Annotated in this window: 19 protein-coding genes; 6 read left to right on the forward strand and 13 right to left on the reverse strand. The window is 58.5% G+C overall.

All coding sequences use genetic code 11. From position 1 onward, the window contains the following. Nucleotides 1-51: 51 nt before the first annotated feature. The 5 genes from CHH67_RS10985 (at nt 52) to CHH67_RS11005 (ending at nt 4,514) form a co-directional block, all read left to right on the forward strand. Nucleotides 52-753, forward strand: a complete 702-nt coding sequence (locus CHH67_RS10985) for an ABC transporter permease subunit (RefSeq protein ID WP_425320439.1) — start codon at nt 52-54, stop codon at nt 751-753. A gap of 30 nt (nt 754-783) precedes the next feature. Further along, complete coding sequence (locus tag CHH67_RS10990) at nt 784-1,848, forward strand: taurine ABC transporter substrate-binding protein (protein WP_095265222.1); 1,065 nt, start codon at nt 784-786, stop codon at nt 1,846-1,848. A 37-nt stretch (nt 1,849-1,885) separates the two neighbouring features. Further along, nucleotides 1,886-2,764: an ABC transporter ATP-binding protein gene (locus tag CHH67_RS10995; RefSeq protein WP_095265223.1), complete on the forward strand. Its 879-nt coding sequence runs from the start codon at nt 1,886-1,888 to the stop codon at nt 2,762-2,764. A 25-nt stretch (nt 2,765-2,789) separates the two neighbouring features. Next, nucleotides 2,790-3,926, forward strand: a complete 1,137-nt coding sequence (gene ssuD, locus CHH67_RS11000; RefSeq protein WP_095265224.1) for an FMNH2-dependent alkanesulfonate monooxygenase — start codon at nt 2,790-2,792, stop codon at nt 3,924-3,926. A 162-nt stretch (nt 3,927-4,088) separates the two neighbouring features. Continuing rightward, nucleotides 4,089-4,514 carry a DUF4395 domain-containing protein gene (locus tag CHH67_RS11005; RefSeq protein WP_095265225.1) on the forward strand — a complete coding sequence of 142 codons (426 nt, stop codon included), beginning with the start codon at nt 4,089-4,091 and terminating at the stop codon, nt 4,512-4,514. Nucleotides 4,515-4,773: 259 nt separating this feature from the next. Here the strand turns inward: CHH67_RS11005 and CHH67_RS11010 are convergent, their stop codons facing one another. The 13 genes from CHH67_RS11010 to CHH67_RS11065 all read right to left on the reverse strand — a co-directional run bounded on the left by CHH67_RS11010 (nt 4,774) and on the right by CHH67_RS11065 (nt 21,527). Continuing rightward, nucleotides 4,774-5,808 carry a FecCD family ABC transporter permease gene (locus tag CHH67_RS11010; protein WP_095265226.1) on the reverse strand — a complete coding sequence of 345 codons (1,035 nt, stop codon included), beginning with the start codon at nt 5,806-5,808 and terminating at the stop codon, nt 4,774-4,776. Further along, nucleotides 5,783-6,829: a FecCD family ABC transporter permease gene (locus tag CHH67_RS11015; RefSeq protein WP_095265227.1), complete on the reverse strand. Its 1,047-nt coding sequence runs from the start codon at nt 6,827-6,829 to the stop codon at nt 5,783-5,785. The genes CHH67_RS11010 and CHH67_RS11015 overlap by 26 nt, the downstream gene beginning before the upstream one ends. Further along, entirely contained in the window at nt 6,826-6,981 is a 156-nt protein-coding gene (locus CHH67_RS26190) for a hypothetical protein (protein WP_179292097.1), read from the reverse strand. Before CHH67_RS26190 ends, CHH67_RS11015 begins: the two co-directional genes overlap by 4 nt. After that, nucleotides 6,981-8,021, reverse strand: coding sequence for an ABC transporter substrate-binding protein (locus CHH67_RS11020; protein ID WP_244908154.1), 1,041 nt, complete (start codon nt 8,019-8,021; stop codon nt 6,981-6,983). The genes CHH67_RS26190 and CHH67_RS11020 overlap by 1 nt, the downstream gene beginning before the upstream one ends. Before the next feature lie 328 nt (nt 8,022-8,349). Next, the gene (locus CHH67_RS11025) at nt 8,350-9,687 is read right to left on the reverse strand and encodes an LLM class flavin-dependent oxidoreductase (protein WP_425320440.1); all 1,338 of its coding nucleotides are present in this window, start codon (nt 9,685-9,687) and stop codon (nt 8,350-8,352) included. A 5-nt stretch (nt 9,688-9,692) separates the two neighbouring features. Further along, on the reverse strand, nt 9,693-10,337 hold the full coding sequence (locus CHH67_RS11030; protein WP_095265229.1) for an RraA family protein: 645 nt from the start codon (nt 10,335-10,337) through the stop codon (nt 9,693-9,695). Further along, nucleotides 10,324-12,480, reverse strand: a complete 2,157-nt coding sequence (locus CHH67_RS11035) for an IucA/IucC family protein (RefSeq protein ID WP_179292098.1) — start codon at nt 12,478-12,480, stop codon at nt 10,324-10,326. The genes CHH67_RS11030 and CHH67_RS11035 overlap by 14 nt, the downstream gene beginning before the upstream one ends. Then, nucleotides 12,470-14,302, reverse strand: a complete 1,833-nt coding sequence (locus CHH67_RS11040; RefSeq protein WP_095265231.1) for an IucA/IucC family protein — start codon at nt 14,300-14,302, stop codon at nt 12,470-12,472. The genes CHH67_RS11035 and CHH67_RS11040 overlap by 11 nt, the downstream gene beginning before the upstream one ends. 208 nt (nt 14,303-14,510) lie before the next feature. Beyond that, entirely contained in the window at nt 14,511-15,794 is a 1,284-nt protein-coding gene (locus CHH67_RS11045; protein ID WP_095265232.1) for an MFS transporter, read from the reverse strand. A 41-nt stretch (nt 15,795-15,835) separates the two neighbouring features. Next, entirely contained in the window at nt 15,836-17,671 is a 1,836-nt protein-coding gene (locus CHH67_RS11050) for an IucA/IucC family protein (protein WP_095265233.1), read from the reverse strand. Beyond that, nucleotides 17,665-19,035 (reverse strand): diaminobutyrate--2-oxoglutarate transaminase, encoded by a 1,371-nt coding sequence (locus CHH67_RS11055; RefSeq protein WP_244908155.1) that lies wholly within the window; start codon nt 19,033-19,035, stop codon nt 17,665-17,667. Before CHH67_RS11055 ends, CHH67_RS11050 begins: the two co-directional genes overlap by 7 nt. Before the next feature lie 154 nt (nt 19,036-19,189). Continuing rightward, entirely contained in the window at nt 19,190-19,621 is a 432-nt protein-coding gene (locus tag CHH67_RS11060) for a response regulator transcription factor (protein WP_095265234.1), read from the reverse strand. A gap of 67 nt (nt 19,622-19,688) precedes the next feature. Continuing rightward, entirely contained in the window at nt 19,689-21,527 is a 1,839-nt protein-coding gene (locus CHH67_RS11065) for a helix-turn-helix domain-containing protein (protein WP_095265235.1), read from the reverse strand. A gap of 422 nt (nt 21,528-21,949) precedes the next feature. On the opposite strand from CHH67_RS11065, the gene CHH67_RS11070 reads away from it, so the two are divergent. Next, nucleotides 21,950-22,591, forward strand: a complete 642-nt coding sequence (locus tag CHH67_RS11070; RefSeq protein ID WP_244908156.1) for an N-acetylmuramoyl-L-alanine amidase family protein — start codon at nt 21,950-21,952, stop codon at nt 22,589-22,591. The last annotated feature ends 436 nt before the right edge of the window (nt 22,592-23,027 follow it).

The following is a 23,027-nucleotide window of genomic DNA, read 5'->3' on the forward strand; positions in this document are numbered from 1 at the left end:
TACCTCATCGTCTCTGCCGTTTCCGTCGGTCTCGCTTTGCTCATCTGGTGGATGGCGAGCCGCAACGAGTGGGTCAATCCGCTGTTCCTCCCTTCACCGCCGGACGTCTGGTCAGCCTTTATGACGATCGCCACGGAAGGCTATAAAGGAACCAGCCTGTTAGCGCATATCGGAGCAAGCATGCAGCGCATTGCCGTCGCCCTGATCCTGGTGCTGCTGACCGCCGTTCCGCTCGGCATCCTCTGCGGCAGAATTCGGCTGCTGCGGGCAATATTCGATCCGTTCATCGAGTTCTACCGGCCCCTGCCGCCGCTGGCTTATTATTCGTTGCTCGTGCTGTGGTTCGGGATCGAGGATACGTCCAAAATCGTGCTGCTGTACCTCGGCGGGTTCGCCCCGATGTTCATTGCGGCCGTCTATAGCGCGCGCCGGATTCCGCCGGATCGGATCCAGGGTGCAAGGTCTCTCGGAGCCAGCCGGTGGAGGCTGTATCTGTACGTTATTCTCCCCTCCTGCCTGCCGGATTTGTTAACCGGACTTCGCACCGCGGTAGGCGTTACATACGCCACACTGGTCGCCGCTGAGATGATTGCCGCCGTCTCCGGGATCGGCTGGATGGTGCTGGATGCAAGCAAATATTTGCGCAGCGACATCATTTATGCCGCCATTATCATCATGGGGATCATCGCTATCCTGATTGATGCGGGCATCCGCAATCTCATTCAGCGCGTGTCACCGTGGGCGGAACATTAACCACTTAGGAAAAGAGGAGCTGATTCCATCATGCGTTATGATCGCATATCCGTGCTACGTCCCATTCTCTCACTCACCATCGCAGCGTTCATGCTGCTGGCAGCCGGCTGCGGCAGCTCGTCCGGCACGCCGTCCGCATCCGAGGAAAGAGATGCCGATGCGCTGCCGAAGGAAATCCGCATCGGCTACCAGGTATCGCCTAACGGAGAACTGGTAGCCAAAGCGCTCGGACTGGCCGAGAAGAAAATGCCGGATGTCAACATCTCCTGGATCCCGTTCGAATCCGGCCGCGATGTGAATACGGCCATGGCCAGCGGCAGCATCGACTTCGGGCTCGTCGGGACCCCTCCCGGCGCTTCGGGCATCGCGCAGGGGCTGCCGAACAAAGTGTATTACATTCACGATGTGATCGGGGACAGCGAAGCGCTCGTCGTGCAGAGCGGCTCCGGTATTCACTCCCTTGAGGATATCAGAGGCAAGACGATTGCGACTACGTTCGGATCCACCTCGCATTTCAGCCTGCTCTCGGCCATCAAGCAAGCGGGCATCGATCCGGCGGACATCAGGATCATTGATATGCAAGCGCCCGATCTGCTTGCAGCCTGGCAGCGCGGCGACATCGACGGCGCCTATACGTGGCAGCCTGTACAATCCAAGCTGCTTGCCGAGCATGGAAGCATCGTCATTTCCTCGAAGGAGGTTGCCGAGGGCGGCGCGCTCACCGGCGAATTCGGCGTCGTCCATAACAGCTTTGCCGCCAGCTATCCGGCCGCTGTCAAGCTGTATATCGAAGTGCTTGATGAAGGGACGGCGTATTACCGGGAACATCCGCAGGAGGCGGCAGAGGCGCTATCCCGGGAGCTGGGACTGTCGGTTGAGGAAACGCTGAAAGCGATGAGCGAAATTACAGTGCTGGGTGCCTCGGAGCAGACAGACCCCCGCTATCTCGGCACACCTGAAGAGCCCGGTCAATTCGCCGTGCTGCTGAAGCAGACCGCGGATTTCCTGGTTGAGCAGCAGTCGATCAAGAGTGCGCCGGAACTGAGCGTGTTCCAGGAAGCGCTGCTGAACGAGCTGTATGTGGAAGCACCGTAATCATTCGCTAAACTTCAAGGGAAAGGCGGACCGAATCATGACCGCAACTTCATTATCCACCACAACACGCGATGAGCACGGGGCACGTCAGAATGAGCATGCCTCCTCTTGTCCGGGGCCGGATACCGGCTCAGCAGCAGGCATTCAATTAACCGATATTTCCTTAAGCTACCGTCAAGGCAGCCAAGCTGTGCATGTCTTGGACCGGATTGGACTCTCGCTTGCGCCGGACGAGTTCGTATGTTTGCTCGGGCCTTCCGGCTGCGGTAAATCAACGCTGCTCAGCATCATCGCCGGGTATGTCCAGCCCTCCGGCGGGTCAGTCCGGATTGACGGGAAACACCATACGAAGCCGACACCTCAGGTGGGCGTTGTGTTCCAGCATGCCAATCTGTTCCCCTGGCTGTCGGTCGCCGGCAATGTCGAGTTCGGCCTGCGCATGGCCGGTATTGGACGCAAGGAGCGCCGGCGCATCGCCTCGTTCTACATCGGGCTGGTGGGGCTTGAGGCTTCTGCCGCTCGCCTACCCCATCAGCTGTCAGGCGGGATGAAGCAAAGAGCTGCGCTCGCCAGAACGCTGGCGACAGAGCCGCGCATCGTCTTGATGGATGAGCCGTTCAGCGCACTGGACGCCCTGACGCGGGAATCCATGCAGCTGCATGTGCGGCGGATCTGGCAGCAAACACGCCGCTGCTTCTTCCTCATCACCCATGATGTGGATGAAGCGCTGCTGCTGGGGCGGCGCATTATCGTGATGCACCCGAATCCCGGCACCATCGTGCAGGATATCCGCAACCCGCTGTTTCAGGACACGGATGCGCCTTCCTTTTCCATATTGCGCGCCAGCAAGGACTTTGCCGATTTGCGGCAGCACCTCGTTTCTATGATTGCCGGCAGCGGCAGCAACAGCCGCTGAAACAGATAAAGGAGTGAACCAGCCAATGGAAATGTTCTGGTACTTGCCTACGATGGGCGACGGAAGATATCTCGGTACGTCCCACGGAGCGAAAATCACCGATCTGCATTATTTCAGACAGGTCGCCCAAGCGGTGGACCGGCTCGGCTACACCGGCATGCTGGTGCCAACCGGTCATGCGTGCGAGGATGGATGGGTTGTCGCCTCCTCGCTCATTACAGCAACCGAGCGGCTGAAATTTCTCGTTGCCGTCCGTCCAGGCGGCATATCGGTCAGCATTGCGGCCCGGATGGCCGCCTCATTCGATCGGCTATCCTCCGGGCGCCTGCTGATCAATGTCGTGACCGGCGGCGATCCTGTGGAGATGAAGGGTGACGGGATCTTCCTCTCGCATCATGAGCGTTACGAAGCTACCGATGAATTCCTCCAAGTATGGCACAAGCTGATGACAGGCGAGCGCGTTACGTTCCACGGAACGTTTATACAGGTGGAAGATGCCAGGCTGCAATATGTCCCGTTTGACCGGCAGTCGCCTCCGCTGTTTATCGGCGCTTCCTCCGATGCCGGGCATGAGGTGGCCGCCAAACATATTGACACTTATCTGACCTGGGCTGAAACGCCCGCGATGGTCGCAGAGAAGATCGCCGATGTCAGAGAACGGGCGCAGCGATACGGCCGCTCGATCAAAATCGGCCTCCGCGTACAAATCATTGTGCGCGAGACGGCTGAGGAAGCCTGGGAAGCGGCGCACAAGCTGATCCAATATGTCACCGAAGAGGATGTGCAGGAAGCGCAAGCGCTGCTGAACCGTTTCGATTCGGTAGGTCAACGCCGGATGAGCCAGCTTGTGCGCGAGCATCGGGACACGCTGGAGATCAGCCCCAATCTGTGGGCAGGCATCGGACAAGTGAGAGGCGGTGTAGGCACCGCCCTCGTCGGCAGCCCGGATGAAGTGGCACAGCGGCTGCTGGAGTATGCGGCTCTCGGCATCGATACCTTTATTTTGTCCGGCTATCCGCATCTGGAGGAGGCTTACCGGATCGCCGAGCTGCTCTTCCCAAGGCTTCCCGTCACTTACTCAAGGCCCCCAGAAGAGCAGCACTGGACTGCTATGGGCGAGCTGCTCGCCGAGAATCGAAAGCCGAAGCCGAAGGAGGCCTGACACCGCGCTTCGGGCTCGATCCTGGACGTCATATGAGATGTTCGGCGTGCTCGAATCAGATTGACAACCGCCCATGCCCGTGTTAGATTCTGAATAAAAGTAAGTACGATGGGATGAATACTTGCTTTTATTTTATAAATATGTAGAAAACGAGGTGAGCGCATGAAAGAAATACCGCTACCGCTCATTAAAGTAAATCAGGCGGCCATGGTGCTGTTCGTGCTTCTGTCACTTGTTTTCCGTCAGCCTCTGTTCATCTATGCCATCTTTCTGATTCAGCTGATCGCGCTGGCAGCCGGAGCGAGAGCAAACCTGCTGTTTCTGGTGGCCAAATGGGTTCTAGGCGCTGACAGACTGCAAAGATCGGATACGCAAGCTGCAGAGCTGGCCCGATTCAACCAATCGATTGCCGTCATTCTGCTCGGCATTTCTTCAGCTGCTTATTTGCTGGGATGGCATATTGTCGCTATCGCTGCCTCCGTGATGGTAGCTGCTGCAGCAACCGCTGCTGTGCTCGGCTATTGCATCGGCTGCACCATCTATTATCAATATAAGAAATGGAAGCTACTGCGCTCCCGGGCCAGCTAGAGATTGCGAATGCTGTCATACCCCTGCCACTAGGGAGTCCGGATATCTTCTTTCCGGTGGCCGTATATCTCGGTGTGGCGGTATATCTCGGTGACGGTATATCACAGTGACAGCCATCTAGGTGCCGGCATATCGATGCCGGCATCATAGGATCGCTTTCCACCTATTCATCACACAATAAGCTATATACACCAGCAGGGAAGCCGCATCATGCGGCTTCCCTGTCATGGTTAACTTGGATATCATCTTCCCCTACTCCCTATAACCGGCGGTGACGAACGAGCAGCGCGATGAAGAACGGCGCTCCAATCGCAGCCGTGAACACCCCTGCAGGAATGTCCAGCGGCTGAAACAGCGTGCGGCCGGCCGTATCCGCCAGCAGCAGCAGAAGCGCCCCAACCAGTGCGGATGCAGGCAGCAGCACGCCATAGGAAGAGCCGACCAGCCGGCGCGCAATATGCGGACCAATGAGGCCGATGAAGCCAACCGCGCCCACCAGAGCGACCGATGAGCCTGCGAGTGCAACGGCAACCAGGATCAAGCCAAGCCGCTGCCGCTGTACGGCGGCTCCAAGGCCGGTTGCGGCTTCATCACCCAGCTGGTGCACGTTCAGTTTCCTCGCATTTGCCCAGGCCACCGTGCCGAACAAGAGCAACCATGGCAGCAAGGTGAGGACCTGCTCCCATGAAGCTCCGTAAACACTCCCTGTCAGCCATATGTAGGCCTTGCCGGCCGAAGTGATCGAGCTGAATGCCAGCAGCAGCATCGTGACCGAGCTGGTGCCTGCGGATATGCCCACACCAATCAGCACAAGCCGAACCGGAGAAACCCCGTTCTTCCAGGCGAGCAAATAGATAAGGCCAGACACAAGCAGCGCGCCGATCATGGCAGCAACAGGCAGCCAGCGAATGCTGAGCGCCCCGCCGGACAATGCGATGAAGCCGACGGCGGCGGCCGATGCGCCCCCTGTCATCCCGAGCACATCCGGCGAGGCGAGCGGGTTGCGGATCAGCCCCTGCAGCACCGCCCCGGCCAGACTAAGCCCTGCACCGGCGAGCAATGCCAGCACCAGTCGCGGAAGACGCAGTGTGCCGATAACAAAGGCCGAATCACTCTGCACCCCCACCATCGTCAGCAGCACCTGAAACGGAGATTCCCATGTGCTGCCAAGACATGCGCCCAGCACCAGCGCCGCCATAAGCACCAGCAACAACACCAGCAATATCAGCACACGCCTGTCTTCCAATGCCGACAGGAACGGGTGCCGACTACGAAACGGAACGGTTGGTTTCATCCTGCGCCCTCCTTCTGTTGAAATCACTGCGGGCGATATAAATGAAGAACGGCACGCCGATCAGTCCGGTCACAACCCCGAGTGGAAGCTCCCCCGGCTGCACAGGGAAGCGGGCGACAATGTCGGCCCCAAGCAGCAATATCGCGCCTAGCACGGCGCTGTATGGAATGACCCAACGGTAGTCTGTGCCGGCCAAATAACGTGCGAAATGCGGCATGACAAGACCGACGAAGCCAATGGCTCCGGCAGCCGCTACCGCGCTTCCGGCCAGCATCACCACAGCAGCCGCAGCAATGGCCTTTACAAGTCCGATCCGCTGCCCCAGTCCTTTGGCCATCTCCTCCCCGGAGCTAAGAATCGTGAGCGGATAACCGAGCAGCAGCGCTGCCCCGCCGCCAATCACCATATAAGGCAGCACCTGATACAGCGTTCCGAGCTCTTTGCCTGCCACAGAGCCTGCGAGCCAGAACAGCACATTTTGCAGACCGGATTCATCCAGTACCAGCACGCCTTGCGTCAATGCACTGAACAATGCGCTCAGGGCCGACCCAGCCAGAACGAGACGAATCGGCGTCAGATTGCCGCCGCCAAGCGAAGCCAGTCCATATACGAGCAGCGCTGCCCCCGCCGCGCCGACAAAAGCAGCCCATACGAGCTGCGACAGCGAGGTCAGCGGAAGCAGCAGCAAAGCCAGTACAACCGCGAGCACGGCACCCGAGTTAATGCCGAATAACCCCGGTGAAGCAAGCGGGTTGCGCGTTAACGCCTGCATCATCGCTCCCGCCATCGCCAGCGATGAGCCGACCGTCAGGGCAAAGACCGCTCGTGGCACCCGCGTTGTCACAATGATGACATGCTCGGTGTTCGCCGGATTATAGGCGACCAGTGCCTCCACCGTTGTAGTCAGCCGGATCGACGTCGTTCCAAGCGCGATGCTTGCCGCGCAGGCCGCTGCAAGCAGCAGCAGTGCAGCCGCAAGTCCCAGCAGTTTGCTGGCGTTATGTTGCAAAAGTGGCCTCACCGTTTATCCCCCTCTTGTTGTCTGATGCAGCCGATTACGGCAAAAGCGCCGAAGCGGCAAGCCGTATCGGCTGCCGCTTCCAGCTCGGCTCGGAAGGAGCGGAACTCCCCGAAGAGAAACCGCAATGCTTCGCCGCCGTTATTGCCGCGCATCAGTTCAGTTCGTATATCTCCTTGAGATCCTCCAGCATCTCCTCGGCGGCAAGCGGGCCGGAGCCGTTGTTCCAGACCGCCGTATCCACCTCGAACACCCGGTTGTTCTGCACGGCTCTCAGGTTATTCCACAGCGGATGCCCCGTCCATTCCTTACGCAGATCCAGCCTTCCGTCATCCCGCGAAGTGCTCGTCTGGTCGAAGATGATGTCGGCGTCCATCTGCGGGATATTCTCCTTGGATACCAGCTTGACGCCCCAGTCCTCACCCTGTTGCTCCATCGGGCGGGTGATGCCAAGCTCGTCCAGCACTAGCGCAGAGAACCCGGTATAGACGATGCGCGCATGATCGGCGCGGAAATCGACGATGCCGACCTCCAGGTTCAGCTTATCGCCCATCTTCTCTTTGAATGCGGCGACTTCGCTGTCCCAGCGTTCGAGGAACGCTTGTTCCTCCGCTTGTTTGTTCAACGCTTCCGCCGTCAGTGCCAGCGACTCCTTCCAGATATGTACCTCTTCGGTCATGACCGTCGGTGCAATGGCACTCAGCTGCGTGTAAATTTCCTCATGCCGGGTTTTGGAGGCAACGATGACATCCGGCTTGAGCGCCGCAATTTCCTCCAGGTTCGGCTGATTCTCCGAGCCGAGATTGACCACGCCGTCCATCTGGTCGCGAATGTAGTTGTACCACGGCTGCTCAATCCAGGCTTCAACCGCCCCGACCGGCTGCACGCCAAGCGCGAGCGCGGCATCCGTCGCTCCCTGGAACAGCGTTACCACCTTCTCCGGCGTTCCTTTCACTTCGGTATCCCCCATCGCATGCCGGATCGTCCGCTCGCTATCCCCTTCGGCGGCTGCCGTGTTCTGCTCGTTGGAGCTGGCCTGCGCCTGCGCCTCCGGCGTTTGTGAAGCAGCACCTTCGCTGCCCCCGGATTGACCGCAGCCGGACAGCACGGTGAGTACAGCCAGCAGAACGGCCAGCATCATTGTCAGACGGCTTTTATAACGGTTATATAGCCTCTGGTGATTGAAATACATCATGAACATGACCTCTCCTTACTCCTCTTTCGGTGTAATTGATATTGATTATCATTATTATTACATGAAGGGATGATGTTGAAAATGCACATTTGCGTCACAGCTTCTGTACATATCCGACGGCTTGCCATGTATCGGCCCAAAACGGACACGCTGCATCAGGCTCTTCTCACACAGCAAGCCGGAACGACAAAGGAGGCGCCCCCCTGCCATCCGGCTGGTGGACACCTCCTTGTGTACAGGAATTAGGAATTAGCTTAAAATGCTGCCCGGTAGGCCATTCTCTCTCCTGTTGTATGATTTACTCATGCTTAACCTGGTCCTTGTTGCCCTATGAATATACTTGCGGTATGACTGACTCCGTCTTCAGCCCCAGATGCTCACGCAGCGTGCTTCCGCTGTAATCGGTACGATATATGCCGCGATTCTGCAGCTCCGGAATCACTTTGTGGACAAAATCCTCTAGCCCGGACGGCAGCAGCGGAGGCATCAGATTAAAGCCATCGGCTGCCTGTTCCTCAAGCCAGCGCTGCATCGTGTCCGCGATCTGGACCGCCGTTCCCGCCACCGTGAAGTGGCCGCGGCCGCCCGCTGTACGGATAATGAGCTGGCGGATCGACAGGTTCTCCTTGCGGGCCAGCTCGGTGTACAGCCGGAAGCGAGACTGCTGTCCCTGAACCTGTTCGGGGGCAGGCAGCCGCTCGTAAGGCAGCGGGCCGTCAAGCGGACAGCCGGACAGGTCTGTCTGCAGCAATGCCGACAGATTGGTCAGCCCGTATTCGGACACGCTGAGCTCGTTCAGCTCCTGCTCCTTCTCCTTCGCCTCGGCCTCCGTATCCCCGACAAAAGGGATGCATCCCGGCAATATTTTCATATGATCCGGCCTGCGTCCATAGGCGCTCATCCTGCCCTTCAGATCAGCATAAAAGGCCGCTGCCTCCCCGATGCCCGGCTGTGCCGTGAATACGACCTCCGCCCAGCGCGCCGCGAAAGCTCTGCCGTCCTCCGAGGAACCTGCCTGAACCAGCACCGGCACCCCTTGCGGAGAACGCGGCAAATTAAGCGGTCCGGCTACCGATACATGCTTGCCTTCATAATCCGCTGCCTGAATGCGGCTCATATCCGCATATATGCCAGCCTCCTGATCCAATCGAAGGGCATCTTCCGCCCAGCCGTTCCATAGCCGGATCGCCGCCTCCACGAACTCATGTGCCCGCTCATAGCGGAGCGTATGAGGCAAATGCCGCGCCTGCCCGAAATTGCGGGCGGTCGCGTCCCCTGTCGAGGTAACAATATTCCAGGCTGCGCGTCCGCCGCTGATATGATCGAGGGAAGCCAGCTTGCGGGCGATATGGTAAGGGTCGTTATAGGTGGTCGAAGCGGTGACGACAAGCCCGATCCGCTCGGTAGCCGCCGCAAGCGCCGAAAGCATGGTGAACGCTTCTAGCTGCGGGATGACGCGGTACTTGGTCATGATGTTCAACCGGTACTTATCCGCCAAGAACACGGCGTCCATCTTAGCCTGTTCAGCCAGCTTCGCCATCCGGGCATAATAGCCGAAATCGGCGGCATGCTGCGGACTTGCCTTGGGGTGTCGCCAGCTCGCTTCATGATGCCCCGTGCTCATCAGAAACAGGTTGAGATGCAACTGCTTACGGGAACGATCCAAACCGCTCATGTCACTTCGCCTCCTTCATTGATATGGCCACCGATATGGCCGTATCCAAGCTTGACGCGGCTGCGCTGCTCCCGCTCCTGCTTCTCCAGCGCGAGCCGTCCCAGTTCCTCCGCCCGTTTCGGATCGATGGCAAACAGGCCGTCCTCATCGCCAATGATCAGATCGCCGGGACGAACGGCCACACCGCCAACGCTAATGCAGGTATTGACCTCGCCCTCCAGTTCGAGCGAGCGCGTGGTCAACGCGCTGACGCCGCGCGAGAAGACGGGAAAACGAAGCTGCCGCAAGACCGCGGCGTCCGAGACGCAGCCAGACACCACCGCGCCGGCCACCCCTTTGGCAATCGCCTTGTAAGCGCGGAACTCTCCCCAGCAAGCCCGGTCCTCGTCGCCGGACATGTCGATGACGATAACGTCCCCTGGCCGGGCCAGCTCAAGCGCTTCGTGCAGAGCTGCCGAGCCGATATGAGGAAGCCGGACCGTAAGCGCGGTTCCGAGCAGACGGATCGGGGTAACGAGCGGCTGCAAGCCGCGAATATAGCCGAAATCCGTCAGATGACCGATGGTCGACGGCTGAATGCTTCGGTAGAGCTCCAGCAGCTCCGGTGATATCGGCTTCGCAAGCGGTTCAATTCGCACCATATGGCACCTCCTGTAATGGGGTCGACCTACGGGACACAGGCTGAGGCGACTGCGAATCCGCAGCCTGCAGCTTCGCCGCCAGAAACGGATTGCTCGTCTCTCCTTTGCTGTACGGCATGCTGCCCGGCACCTTCGCCGATTGTGCTAGCAGGGGACGCACGATTTGTTTCCAAGGCCAATGCTCGTTCATGAACAGGCTGGCGCGAACGATCTCTTCCTGATCCGATGGCAAGCCGGCTTGCGCGAGCGCGGTCAACAGCGCAGCCTCGAGCGCCGCCCACATGCTCCGCTCCGCTAGGCCGTAGTCCCGGGACACGCTGTCCATGATGGCAAACAGATTCACCTGGATGCCAAGCATTTGGAAAAAAGCCAGCAATTGCTGCGGCGTATCATGATAGAGCGAATTCGGCACGCCAGGGCGCAGCATATAGCCCGGATCCTCAAGCCCCGCCTTGCGCAGCCACGGCACATGGACGCGCAGCGCGTCATGATCCCGCAGCAGCAGGCCGTGCACCTGCCCTACCTTCAGCACGAGCACCGCATTCTGCCCATGCGCTTCCGGTACGAGCCCGAAGCGCAGCAGCCGCAGCAGCAGCTCGCTGAACAGGACTGCGATCTCGCGGAACAGCTTCAGCGCTCCCTGGGCTGTATTGGGCAGTCCGCGCAGGCGCAGCCATTCCGGGAGCAGCCCGGCTTCCTCTTCGTGAGCGGCCAGCGCAGACATCGGCACAAGCCGGATGCTGTCATCGGCGGCAGCAAGCGCCGGAGGATAGCGGCGGATCATCGCCGACAGATGGCGCGGATTCTCCGCGAACAGGTCATTATCCTGCGGTGCGAGCGCCCACCAGCTTCCTTCCTCGCAGAGATGCAGCTTCTCGCCCAGCACCGGATCCAGCGCCCGCACCTGCTGCAACAGCGACTCGGCGCGCACCCCGTTCATCAGCTTGATCGCGGACAGATAGCGCTGCCCGCCGAGCGAGCGGATACCAAGCGGAAGCTTCACATGCTGCGGCGATTCGCCCAGGCTCATGAGCGAGCGCACGGACGAAGTCGCGTAGAAGGTGCCGGCCGCCGTATCGAGCGGCACGCAGACGCCGCTGGCCAGCTCCGGCTGCAGCCGCTGCGGCAGCACCTGCTCCAGCTGCCACGGGTGCACGGGCAGCGCGATGTGCGTGCCGTCCAGCCCGCGCCGCCGCAGCTCCTGCTCCAGCGGCGCGCGGGCATCGGCCGGCAGCAGCAGCGACTGCGGCAGCGCCTCCCCGGCGCCGCCGCTTAGCAGGCGGTCGCGCCGCACCGCCATCCAGCGCAGCCGGATAGGCTGCCCGGCCTCGACGGTGTAGAGGCCGCACTCGGCGCGGCCCCAGCCGAGCTTCACCTTCGCGACCGGATGGAATGGCCGGTCGCGAAGGGCGGCGCAGCGCTCCAGCGCCAGCAGCGAGCGGTCCTGCGGCAGCGCCAGCAGGTCCTTCACGGGCACGCGCCGCTCCAGCGACCAAGCGATCTGCTCGGCTGTCTGCCGGAGCATATCGATGAACGCCTCCGCTCCCGCTTCTGCGGCGCCCGCTATGCCCGCGGGGGCTACTGTGCCTGCGAGGGCTGCTGTGCTCGCGGGGGCTGCTGCGCCTGCGGCTTCCGCCATGCCCGCGGCCCGCGCCATCCCCGTGGCCGCGGCCACATCCGCGGCGTCCGCGGGGCGCGTGCCGCTCGCCTCGGTGCGGTGCTCCGCCACGAGGCGCATCCATGCGGCCGGCGCGAGCAGCTCGGCCGCACCGTCAGCGCGGCCGGCGGCGACCCGGGCCGCGGGCATGCAGCGCAGCCGCTGCCATGGCGAGCGGCGCAGCCCGAACACGACCGCGGCTTCGCCATGCGGTCGCCACAGGCCAATCAGCTCGCCTGGCGCGCTGATTGCTCCTTGCCCCGCCTCCGGCCGGGCCAAGCCTTGCTCATCACCGCGCGCTATAGCGGACGCGCCGTCGAGCAGCTTCCAGGCCGCGGCGAATGCCGGATCGGCTTCGCCGATCGCGCGCGCTTCCTGCGGCGTGAGCACCTGCAGGCCGACCAGCAGTTCCTCGGCCAGCAGCGCATTCAGCAGATCCTCCATCACGCGGCGCTCCGCTTCTTCTTCGTATCGCTTATCCGGCATGAACACTCTCTCCTTTCGCAGCCCGAAACGCATATAGCGGATTCGGCACCCATTTTGGCTCAACCTCGGAATCGGGATATAGGCGCCTGCGCGCCAGCTGCTCAATGCGAATTTTTTCCGAGAACAGATCATATCGCTCGTACTGTTTCTCTAGCTCGGGATGGCGATGCTGATATCGATGAATGACATGCGCGACGCGTTCCCAGAATGCCATCTCGGACAGGCCGTGCCGTTCGCTTAAGTAGAGACCAAGATCGCCAAGGCAGACGAAGAAGAATGCACTGTGCAAGAAATCCCGGACCGCCGCCGGGTCCTCCGTCTCCATATAGGAATGGCGATTCTGCGCCAAATGGGCGGCCGGTTCAGGATGAAGCTGCGGGCACAGCTCCGGCTGGGGCAGCAAGCTCCGACTAAAACGAACGCCATCATGAAAGTCACGAAGCGCAATCCGGACGGGACGTCCTTCCCGGTGCAGCAGCAAAATGTTCTGGGCATGCGACTCCAGCGCCACCCCGTGGGCGTAAAGCAGATGAATCAGCGGCGTCACCGTTGCCGTCAGCAGCTCATCCAGCCATGGCAACAAGCCGTAGCGCCTGATCCACGTCTCGACATGCGCTGCAGCTGTGCCATCGGCGTATGAAAGCGCGGCGAACGGCAGCGCCTCCTCGCCCGGTCGCAGCACGCCGGCTATGCCGCGTCTCATAATGGCGCCTAGCGCGCCGTAGGCGCGTTCCCTCACGGATGGAGACAGCTCCGCCGGGTCAAAAGCAACGCCGGCATATTCATCCAGCACAGCAACCTCCGGCTGGTCCGGCATGCGGCCGGTGTCCAGCAGATCATGCAGCCACTCCGACACGAGCGCCGCGTTCAGCACCGTATGAAGCGCCAGCATGCGCCGGGTCGAGGTGTTGACGATGCCCAGCGCCAGCTTCCATGTCGCCTTGCGCGGGTCCGTAACATTTTCCAGGCTGCGGATGGATTGCTGTGCCCGGTAGATGTCCTTCGTTCGCCCGATCGGCAGCAGCACTCCTTCGGCAATCTCCCGGTGCAGCGCCGGCACCACCACATGCTCCCATTGCCACGGGTGGACAGGCATGAACACATAGTCGTTCGGGACGCAGCCAAGCTGTTCAAGCCGCGCACGGAACCTTTCATATAACTCCTCGCCGAGCGCTTCAAGCAGCCATCCCTGCTCCTTCATGCCACGGCGCAGGGACAGCCTGGCATGTGAGCGGGCCACCGCGATCCACAGCGGCTGCAGCGGCTCACCAAACTCCGGCCCGTACAGCCGGTTATCGGCCGCATCAAAGCCGACACGGGACTTGTAACAGGGGTGATACGGATGACCGTCCAGCTCCCCTTCCGCATGGTCCAGCGATCGCGTCGCTCCTGCCTGGCTCCGCCATGCGCGCGCTTCTGCATCGTGGAGCAGCGTTCTTCCCAGTTCATCCTGTAATCGTAGCAACCGTTCGCCCTGCTGTTTCTGCCCAAGCACCTCATCAACGAAAAGAGCAAGCCGCCCCGCCGACACCTCCCCATCCGCACCAATACGCCGCAGCGATCCGCGATCTATACGGATGCGGCCGAAGCCGTGAGTACGCCGGCAGTCTAGCCGGTATCGAACCTGCTCACCAGCAGCCGCAAGACCGGATAATTCAACGGTTCGGGCTTCCCCGGGCTGTGGAAGTCCGCCGATGGGCACGGCGATTTCCTCATAAAGCATCGCTTCTATCAGCTGCCCAAGCACGCGCTGCTCAGCAGCGGCATAGGCGTCCGAACGAATGGCAGCCGCACGCGGGTCTATTTCCTCCCAGCTTTTCATTTTCAGCTCACCTCAACCACCTGTATTTTTTATACTTCTGGATTTATCGAAGATAGGTCCACACCCATCTCAGAACATGGAGCGCAGTCTGTCTTGGTCATACCAAGATACTCCTGCCCGACCTGCAATTTGGAATCTGGAGCAGAGCCCAACTGCTGTTGCGAACCGTAATCTGTTCACCCGCTTGTCAGGGTTGTGCTCTCTTTCCTCATCGTTTGCCGACACTGCCAGTCTGCTGCGGCTGTCCCTCCCAGGCTTCCTTATCCCTTGACAGGTCGGTGGTTTCCTGACGAGCCCCGTCTGTCTCCGATACATGTGCATCGGTTATTTTCACCCATAGCCAATTGAGCGCCAGCAGCACCGCAGATCCGGCAAAAATGATGCGCAACCCGAACGCTCCCGCAAGCCAGCCCATGCCGATGGAACCGAGCAGACCGCCAGCCATCTGCGCACAATTGAGATAACTGTAAGCACGGCTTTCCATCCCGGCCGGTGCATGCCTGCGCACGAGCGAGTTCAGCGACAGCCCGAGCCCGCTCAGGCTGGCACCGCTACAGAAGCGGAGCGCGATCAGCTGCCATAGCTGCTGTGCGAACGCTTGCGGAATGGCCAGCAGCATCGCGCCCAGCAGAGAAGAAGCCAGCACACGACTTGGGCCGCGGCGATCTCCGAGCTTGCCCAGTTGCGGAGCCGCCATCATGTTGGCCACCCCCGCCGCCGCGGAAGCGATGCCTGCGAGAAGCGCGACATTGCTGCTTCCGGGCGCGAGCAGCTGCACATAGAGCGGAATAAGCGGCAATATTCCGACCGTTGCCGCCCGCTGGAGAAAAGCGGACACAAACACATGCAGCAGCGGACGCCGGGACATCATTTCCCGCAAATCCCCGCGCAGTCCGGAAGTCTGCGCCTGCAACAACGGCTTCTCATATCGCTCATGAACGCCGAACAACACGACGACAGAGGCAGCCAGAATACCGATGCCCATGTACAGAAACACCTCAGCAAAACCAAAGCGGTCCGCCAGCATCCCGCCCAGAAGCGGCCCGCAGATGGTGCCGCCAACCGAGCTGGATTGCAGCATCCCGAGCGCATAGCCGCTCCTTTCTTTGGGCGCACTTTTGGCTGTCAACGCGATCGCAGCCGGACCGAATCCGGACAGGGTCCCGTTAAGCAGCCGCAGGAGCAGCAGCTCCACCGGCCCGCTCACGAAGGCCATGAGCGTCATTGTCATCGCCATGCCAAAGCCGGAGCGCAGCAGCATCAGCTTGCGGCCATAACGGTCCGCCAGCCTTCCCCACACCGGCGCCATCACAAAGGCACTGAGCAAATTCGCCCCATAGATGACCGCTGACCACATGGTCACATCGACATGATCCTGTACGCCAAGCTCCTGCAAGTACAGCGGCAGAAACGGGGCTACACAGCTGATCGAAGCCATCGCCAAAAACTGCCCGATGCAGAGAATATATAAACTCCGTTTCCAACCTTCCATTTCCGCCTGCCTTCCTTCGCATGAAGCAGGATCGGACGGCTTTATCGCCGTCCGTCCCTCATTGGATTTGCAATCATAATATAGAGGGGCGTGTCCCCTTTATTGACCAGACAGCTGCTGAAATTCGCTTTAGCCGGCAGTGTCTGCTCGGTAAGCAGGCCGTCGATATACGGTAGAAGCCTGGCGCTGGCCCGCGCCCTTTCCGCTAGCAGCAGGTGGCGAACGACGTCCCAGCCCTCGCCCTCCGGTCGATTCTGACAGCGTGCCCAAGCATGAATAAGCGAACCAAGATGATTCACGAAATAGTAGTACAGTGTCCGCCGCCAAGCTTCCGCCGCGTTGTAGAGCAGCGGGCTATTCTCAGGAAGCAGTTCCCCGATCCAGCCGGCCGCTTCCGCCACTTGTCGATCCACACTCATCCCTTCCAGATCCCGGGTGTAGAAAGCGCTTGGCCAGCCTCCCTTAAGCGCCAGCAGCGAATTCTGTGCATGCGCTTCAAAGCTGATGCCGTAGCGGTCCCATACCCGCAGCAGCGGCAGCATGGACAGCTGCAAATAACGCTCCAGCCACAGCTGCATGTCCGGCAGTTCCCGTGTGCCACCCGCCTGCGCGCTTTCCGCAATCGCCTGTGCCAGTTTTGGCGCCCTCTCACCCGGCCAACTTTCCACCAGCGAAGCCAGCACAAACGAGGATGAAGGATCCAGCTTGAGCGGCCTGAACATAACGGTAATCGACGGATCAAGTATGGCATCGCCGGGTTCCGCGATGCCCGCATACCCGGTTTCCGGCATCAGCCCTGGCAGCTCCCGCCGCAGATCATCACCGAGACGGGCCGTTAGCTGAGCCGCATGCATTGTGCGAGTCGTCTGCTCGGCGGTATTGACGCGTATCAGGTTTGTTATCCGCACGCCGAGCGGCAGCTTCCAACCGCAGCCGCTCCCCGGTTCCCACACGGTGCGCACCGAGGAGGTCGGGAACACCTTCGGTCCAAGCGGCCCGAGCGGCACCAGTTCGCCTCGCTCCAGCGCACGGCGCAGACGTGGTTGCCCCAGCAGTTGTCTTGCCTGCCACGGATGCATCGGCAAGGGTTCGTACATATCTTCTGCCAGCGTTCCAATCCGTTCCACCAGCGCCTCCCGATAAGGCTCGCAGATCGGCTCCGGAAGCATCGCAGACCGTTCGCCAGGCAGCCATTCCCCATGCAGCGCCGACTTGCTTACCGCGAAATAATACAGGGCAAAGCTTGCGCCCCGTTCGGGACTGTAGCGATCCAGGTCCACTTCGTCCATCCCTTCCACGCTTTTCGGATATGGATGAAACGGATGACCGGCAAACACGCTTTGTTCAGACCTGATGTAATCGAGCTTCCGCACCTCTTTCCCAGCCTTGGCATCCTCCTCCCGCTGAACCAAATGCCCGTGCAAATATCGAACGCTTAACCCAATTCGTCGCAGCACCTCATCCACAGCAAGAAGCCGCTGCCGCCGATGATGAAGCCTTTGGGCCAGTTCAAGCACGAGCCGCTCGGCCAGCTCGTGAAAGGTCAACAACCGCCGAATCTCCCCGGCCTCCAGCATCCATTCATCTGCGTATACATGCTGACCGATAAGCGATGCATATTGAACCGTGCCATGAAGCCGGGCGCCGTCGCCAAGCATAAGCGTAACCGAAACCGCAGCCCCTTTCTCGGCCGCTTCAGCCAGCCTTTGCAGATGCTCTATGGCATCAACGTTTTCCCTCAGAAAAGCATTTAGCAGAGACCTGGCAGCCATCTGCTGCGCCAGCCTTTCCGTCTCCTCCCGTATCATCAGTCCTGTCTTGATATCTGTATCAGGATCAGCTTCCTTGAGTGGAAGCGCATGTTTGTCTGTCAGCATGACTGCGCCTCTCGAGCAGCACGCACCGATTCTCCGAAGCGGAATACGATATCGTCCAGCTCCTGCTCCGTCACAATCAGCGGCGGCAGGAAACGCATAACCGCCGCATGCCGTCCCCCCACCTCCAGGATCAAGCCGCGCCGCAAGCATTCCTGCTGGATTCGGGCCGCCAGTGCCGGAGCAGCCGGATAATGACCGAGACGATCAGGCTCACGATGCTCGTCCACAATTTCAACGCCGATCATAAGCCCGAGTCCGCGCACATCGCCGATGCAGATCTCATGTTCAGCCAGCATCCACAGCTGCTCCTTTAGCCGATCACCGAGCAGCCGCGCCCGTTCGGGAAGGTCCTGCTCCTTGATGTAGCGCAGCGCAGCCAGACCTGCAGCCATCGCCAGCTGATTGCCGCGGAAGGTGCCGATATGCGCCCCGGGCTTCCATACATCGTAGCGTTCGTGGTATACAACGACCGACAGCGGCAAGCTGCCGCCGATCGCCTTCGACAACACGATGGCATCCGGCTCAATCCCGGCGTGCTCATAAGCAAACAGCTTGCCGGTACGCCCAAGTCCCGTCTGCACTTCGTCCACGATGAGCGGAATATCCCGCTCTCTCGTTATTCGCCGCAGCTCCTTCAGCCATGCGGATGGTGCAGGTATGGAGCCTCCCTCCCCCTGTACGGGTTCAACGATCATCGCGGCAGGAGGCACGATCCCGCTTTCAGGGTCATGCAGCACATTTTCGATGTAGCGGAGGCTGAGCTCTTGCGTCTCGCTGCCACCCACGCCGAACGGACAGCGATAAGCGTATGGGTACGGCAGGAAGTGCACATCCGGCATCAGTCCGGCTATCCGCTCCTTTTGACCGAGTGTTCCGCTTAGACTCATCGCAGCATGCGTCGACCCGTGATAGCCGCCGTGGAAGGACAGGACACTTCGTCTGCCGGTCGCCGTTTTCATCAGCTTGATTGCAGCCTCGACAGCATCCCCGCCGGTCGGTCCGCAGAACTGAATCCGTGCCCGGCTCGCCAGAGACGATGGCAAGCTGGCGAACAGCTCGTCCACGAACGCTTCCTTGAGCGGTGTCGTCAAATCCAGCGTATGAAGCGGAGCTTTCGAATCAAACAGTTCTCTCATCGCTCCGATCACGACGGGATGATTATGTCCAAGCGCCAGTGTTCCGGCACCAGCCAAACAATCATAGTACACCTTGCCGTCCAAATCCCGGACGTAAATCCCCTCTGCTTCCGAGATGACTATAGGCAGACGGCGGGGATAGGAGCGGGCCGAAGATTCGCGCTCCTGCTGGCTTTGCAAATAGCGGCTGTTATTGCTCATTTCTGCCGCCACACTTGAGCGATACATGACGGGACACTCCTTTGCAAAATAGTTTGATTGCATACCTTATCAATAATGATAATCATTATCAATAAGATGACTAAATCATACCATGTCCCTGTCAGCCGGAATATTATCCGGTTGAATAATCCGAGTACTCCATATGGATAATAATGTTTATTCATTCATTTTTAGTGTCATCTCCCAACTTCTTCGCCAGAAGAAACACAAATTCGTCCCCTGCCTCCTCAAGGCAGAGTGCTTTTTTGATATTTTGAATATGTTTTTTGACCGTGTTGATGCTGATATATAATTCCTCGGCAATCTTCCTGATGCTGTAATGACGGCACAACAGCACGGCAATCTCCAATTGTCTCGCGCTTAAATTCGCTAGATTATCCCGTGCCGCGAGCTCCAAACCGACTGAATCGGAGGATGCCGAATCCCCATCCGAATCCGCCACCACATACTCCATCGTCACTTGTACGGAATCCCGGATATTCATGTGCACGACCCGGTTCATAATCATGCTGTGCAGTTCAGCCAGCTCCTGGCGCTCCCGCTCATGGTCTGAGCTGGAAGCGACCGTAAGAAGCAGCTTTGTAACAGGCATAAGCGCATCACCGCCCAGACTGGAATGGATTTTTCATTCATGCATGGTCTATGAAGAAACTTGCAGTTTATTGCAGCAGCGCCTCCGCAATTTCCTCCACTACTCTGCTCATCGCAATCGGACCGTAGTATCCGATCCACAGCGCCGTATCAAAATGGCGGACCTTGCCGCTATGCACAGCATCCACGTCATTCCATAATGGGTTCATCTCGTATTGCCGGGTCTGTTCACGGTTCGTATTATCTGTCAACACAAACAGCCGGTCCGCTCGCAGCTCTGAAAGTGCTTCAAGCGGGATCATGGAGCTGGTGCCCGTGTGATTGGCGGCAAGCCGCGGGGCGGACAGACCGAGCTCGCTATACAGAAGCCTTGCGGTACGGTGCCTGCCGGTATGTAGACGAATGCTGCCGTCACGAGGACGGATTAACGCAACGGTAGGTGTGCTTCCACCATCTTCAAGCCGTCTCCGCAGCCGACTCAGCTGTGCATTATACGCATCAATGATTTGCAGCGCCTTCCATTTCAATCCAAGCAGCTCGCCAAGCCGAAGCAGTGACAGCCGCCAATCCTCGTTGCGATCCAGCATCATCGCCGGCGCGATCCCGGAAATCTCGGTGTAGCAATGCTCCTGAAATGAGGTGCATAGGACCAGATCCGGTTCCAATGCCGCCAATCTGCGCAGATCCGGCTGCTCCTTCGTCCCGAGCCTCGCCATTCTTCCTAATGACAACGCCAGGTTCGCCGGCAAGCCACCCGTCTCCACCGTACATACGACACTGCCCACGGGCTCAACGCCAAGCGCAAGCAGCTGGTCTGCATACTGGTTGTCCAGCACCGCAATTCTTCTTGGCCTGCGGGCAAGCTCCAGCGTGCCTCGCAAATGCGGTACACGCAGATGCCCATCGATTTCTACAAGTCCTCCGGTACAGAGCAGAGTTAGCGATAGCAAGGCGCGGAACGCCTGGGTAGCGTTCTCCCTCTGATCATACCGACCCTCGCCTGCCGAAACAATGTCCGAATGCGACGGACTTGTGGGAGAAATCCGACAATCCTCGGGAAGAGACGGACGGTGCTGATTACGGGATTGCCTGTAGCTTCTGGGCGAGATACCGGTGTATTTTTTAAACAAACGGCTGAAATAGTAGCTGTCCGGATAACCGACCTCCTCGGCAATTTGGGAGATTGTCCGTTCACTGTGCTCCAATAGCTGCTTCGCTTTAGCAATCCGAATGCTGATCAGATGTTCTAGCGGGCTATGGCCAAATCGAGCCTTGAAGCCCCGCTGCAGCTGGCGTGTATTTGTTCCGAGATCCTCGGCGAGCGACGCAAGCGTCCACGGTTTGCTGTAATTGGCCTCCATGTGACGAACAGCAGCGTCAATGGCATCCTCATCTCTCCTCCCTGCTTCCGCCTGTCCCTCCATCTCCTTCAACAGCAAATGGATGAAAGCATATACTTGCTGCTTGACCTTCAGCCGCAGCAGCGGATGTGCTTGCTTCCACAGGTTTTCCATCTCACAGGCCATGCTTCGGCACGCAATTCCCGCTTCCGCCGGAGCTGTGTAACTGGCCCGAAACTGCTCTACTGCACGCTGCGGATCATCCATCTCGCCCGGCACAGGATGAGGAAGCTGCGCTTTGTACATGATCATAATATACTCGTACCCTGCCGGCGTACTCTGAATATGAAGATGTTCACCTTTCGCGATATGAGCTACCGGTGCCTGCTGCGAGCTGTAATCGATCTTCGATGCCTTGATTCGGGCCGCACCTCCTGTCGTCACCAGAAACAACGATGTTGGAGCCCTGTATTCCAGCCGATCTTCCGGCTTCACATGTCCCGGGCGGATATCTACAACATCAAAGGAAGCGTATGTCCACAGCAACATGAGATCCCGTACCGACATCGTTTTTCCAACCTCCCCATACCGATTTGTCTGCTATGCTAGCCCCATTATAAATTCATTGAGAATCATTATCAACTAATTGTAAGCGGTCCCTCCCGGGATCACGGTTCATGCTGCAGATAATCGTCCATGCTACAACCACTTGCTCTGAAGATTACCCGTTGAATCTTCGCTCCCTGATGATCAAAATTCTCTTTGGCTACAAAAATTGTATATGCCGAACATGTCCTTATATAAAAATAGTCTATCTCTCGCAATAACTTCCTTCATTTTCACTTGCCATTGATCTCGTCTGCATATGATCTTGATGTCCGCCATGTAACATTCCCTGTGAAAGAAAGGAAGGGAAATGAAACATGACAAACAAAAGACAACGCTTCTCGAAAAGAGTCCCTCGGAGAAAACGGTTCGAAAGATTATGTGTGTCACTTATACTGCTTATCGTTACGATTGTAGGAATTAGGATCGCATCAACCAGCGGGGCCTCCGTTGTTGAAATCCCCCCACTGCTGTCAGAATCCGGTCCATCGACATTCCGGATCGTGATCGACCCCGGACATGGCGGCAAAGACCCGGGAGCGACGGGAAGCAGCGGTGCCTTTGAGAAGGAGTACAATCTGGCGATGGCACAGCGGGTGTACCAGCTGCTTGAGCAGGATCCCATGTTCGAAGTTAAAATGACCCGCGAAGACGATCAATTCGTTGAGTTAGAAGAGCGAGCTGCCATCGCTAATGAGTGGAATGCGGATGCGCTGGTTTCCATCCACGGCAACACGTACGAGGACCCCGCGGTTTCCGGGACGGAAACCTTGTACTACCATAATGAAAGCATACCGCTAGCTAGAACGCTCCAGAAGGAGATTATCGCAGCGCTCGGCCTTCGGGATCGCGGCATCAAACAGCAACAGCTCGTGATTCTGTCCAGGTCGGAGGTTCCGGCGGTCATCGTAGAGATGGGATACCTCACCAATCCGGGCGAGGAAGAACTGCTATTAAGCAGCGATGGACAGGCTCTTGGAGCCACTGCCATTTATGAAGGGTTAAAGAACTATTTTAGCCATTAAACTCCTTGCTATCATCCATATAGGTGAAATTATGGTGTTATGTTCCTGTGTGATCGATACAAATCAGAATGAGAGGTGTCATAACCCTATGATTCAAATACGTCAAGGGCTCAGGTGCTTCAAGTATTTTATAAGCAGGGAGAAAACGAAGATTAACTTTTTTTCGTCAAAATGGTGGTAACTGATGATTTTGTGATTACTTCTAATAGCTAGGATAAATTAAATAGGTTATACGTTTTATAGGTGTTGTACGTACTTTATAATTTGTAAATACATCATAGAGGGCTTATATGGGTTATCTCTTTCTTGTAGCTAAAATGCTGTTTATTCGGCACTAGGTAGCCTCACCCTAAAAGAAAACCTTGAAAGGCATTTAGCCAATCAAGGTTTATTTTTATCAATTTATTCGCTTTAATATTTTCTCTACCACTTTTAA

The organism is Paenibacillus campinasensis (assembly GCF_002272015.1).
GTDB classification, from domain to species: Bacteria; Bacillota; Bacilli; order Paenibacillales; family Paenibacillaceae; genus Paenibacillus_AQ; species Paenibacillus_AQ campinasensis.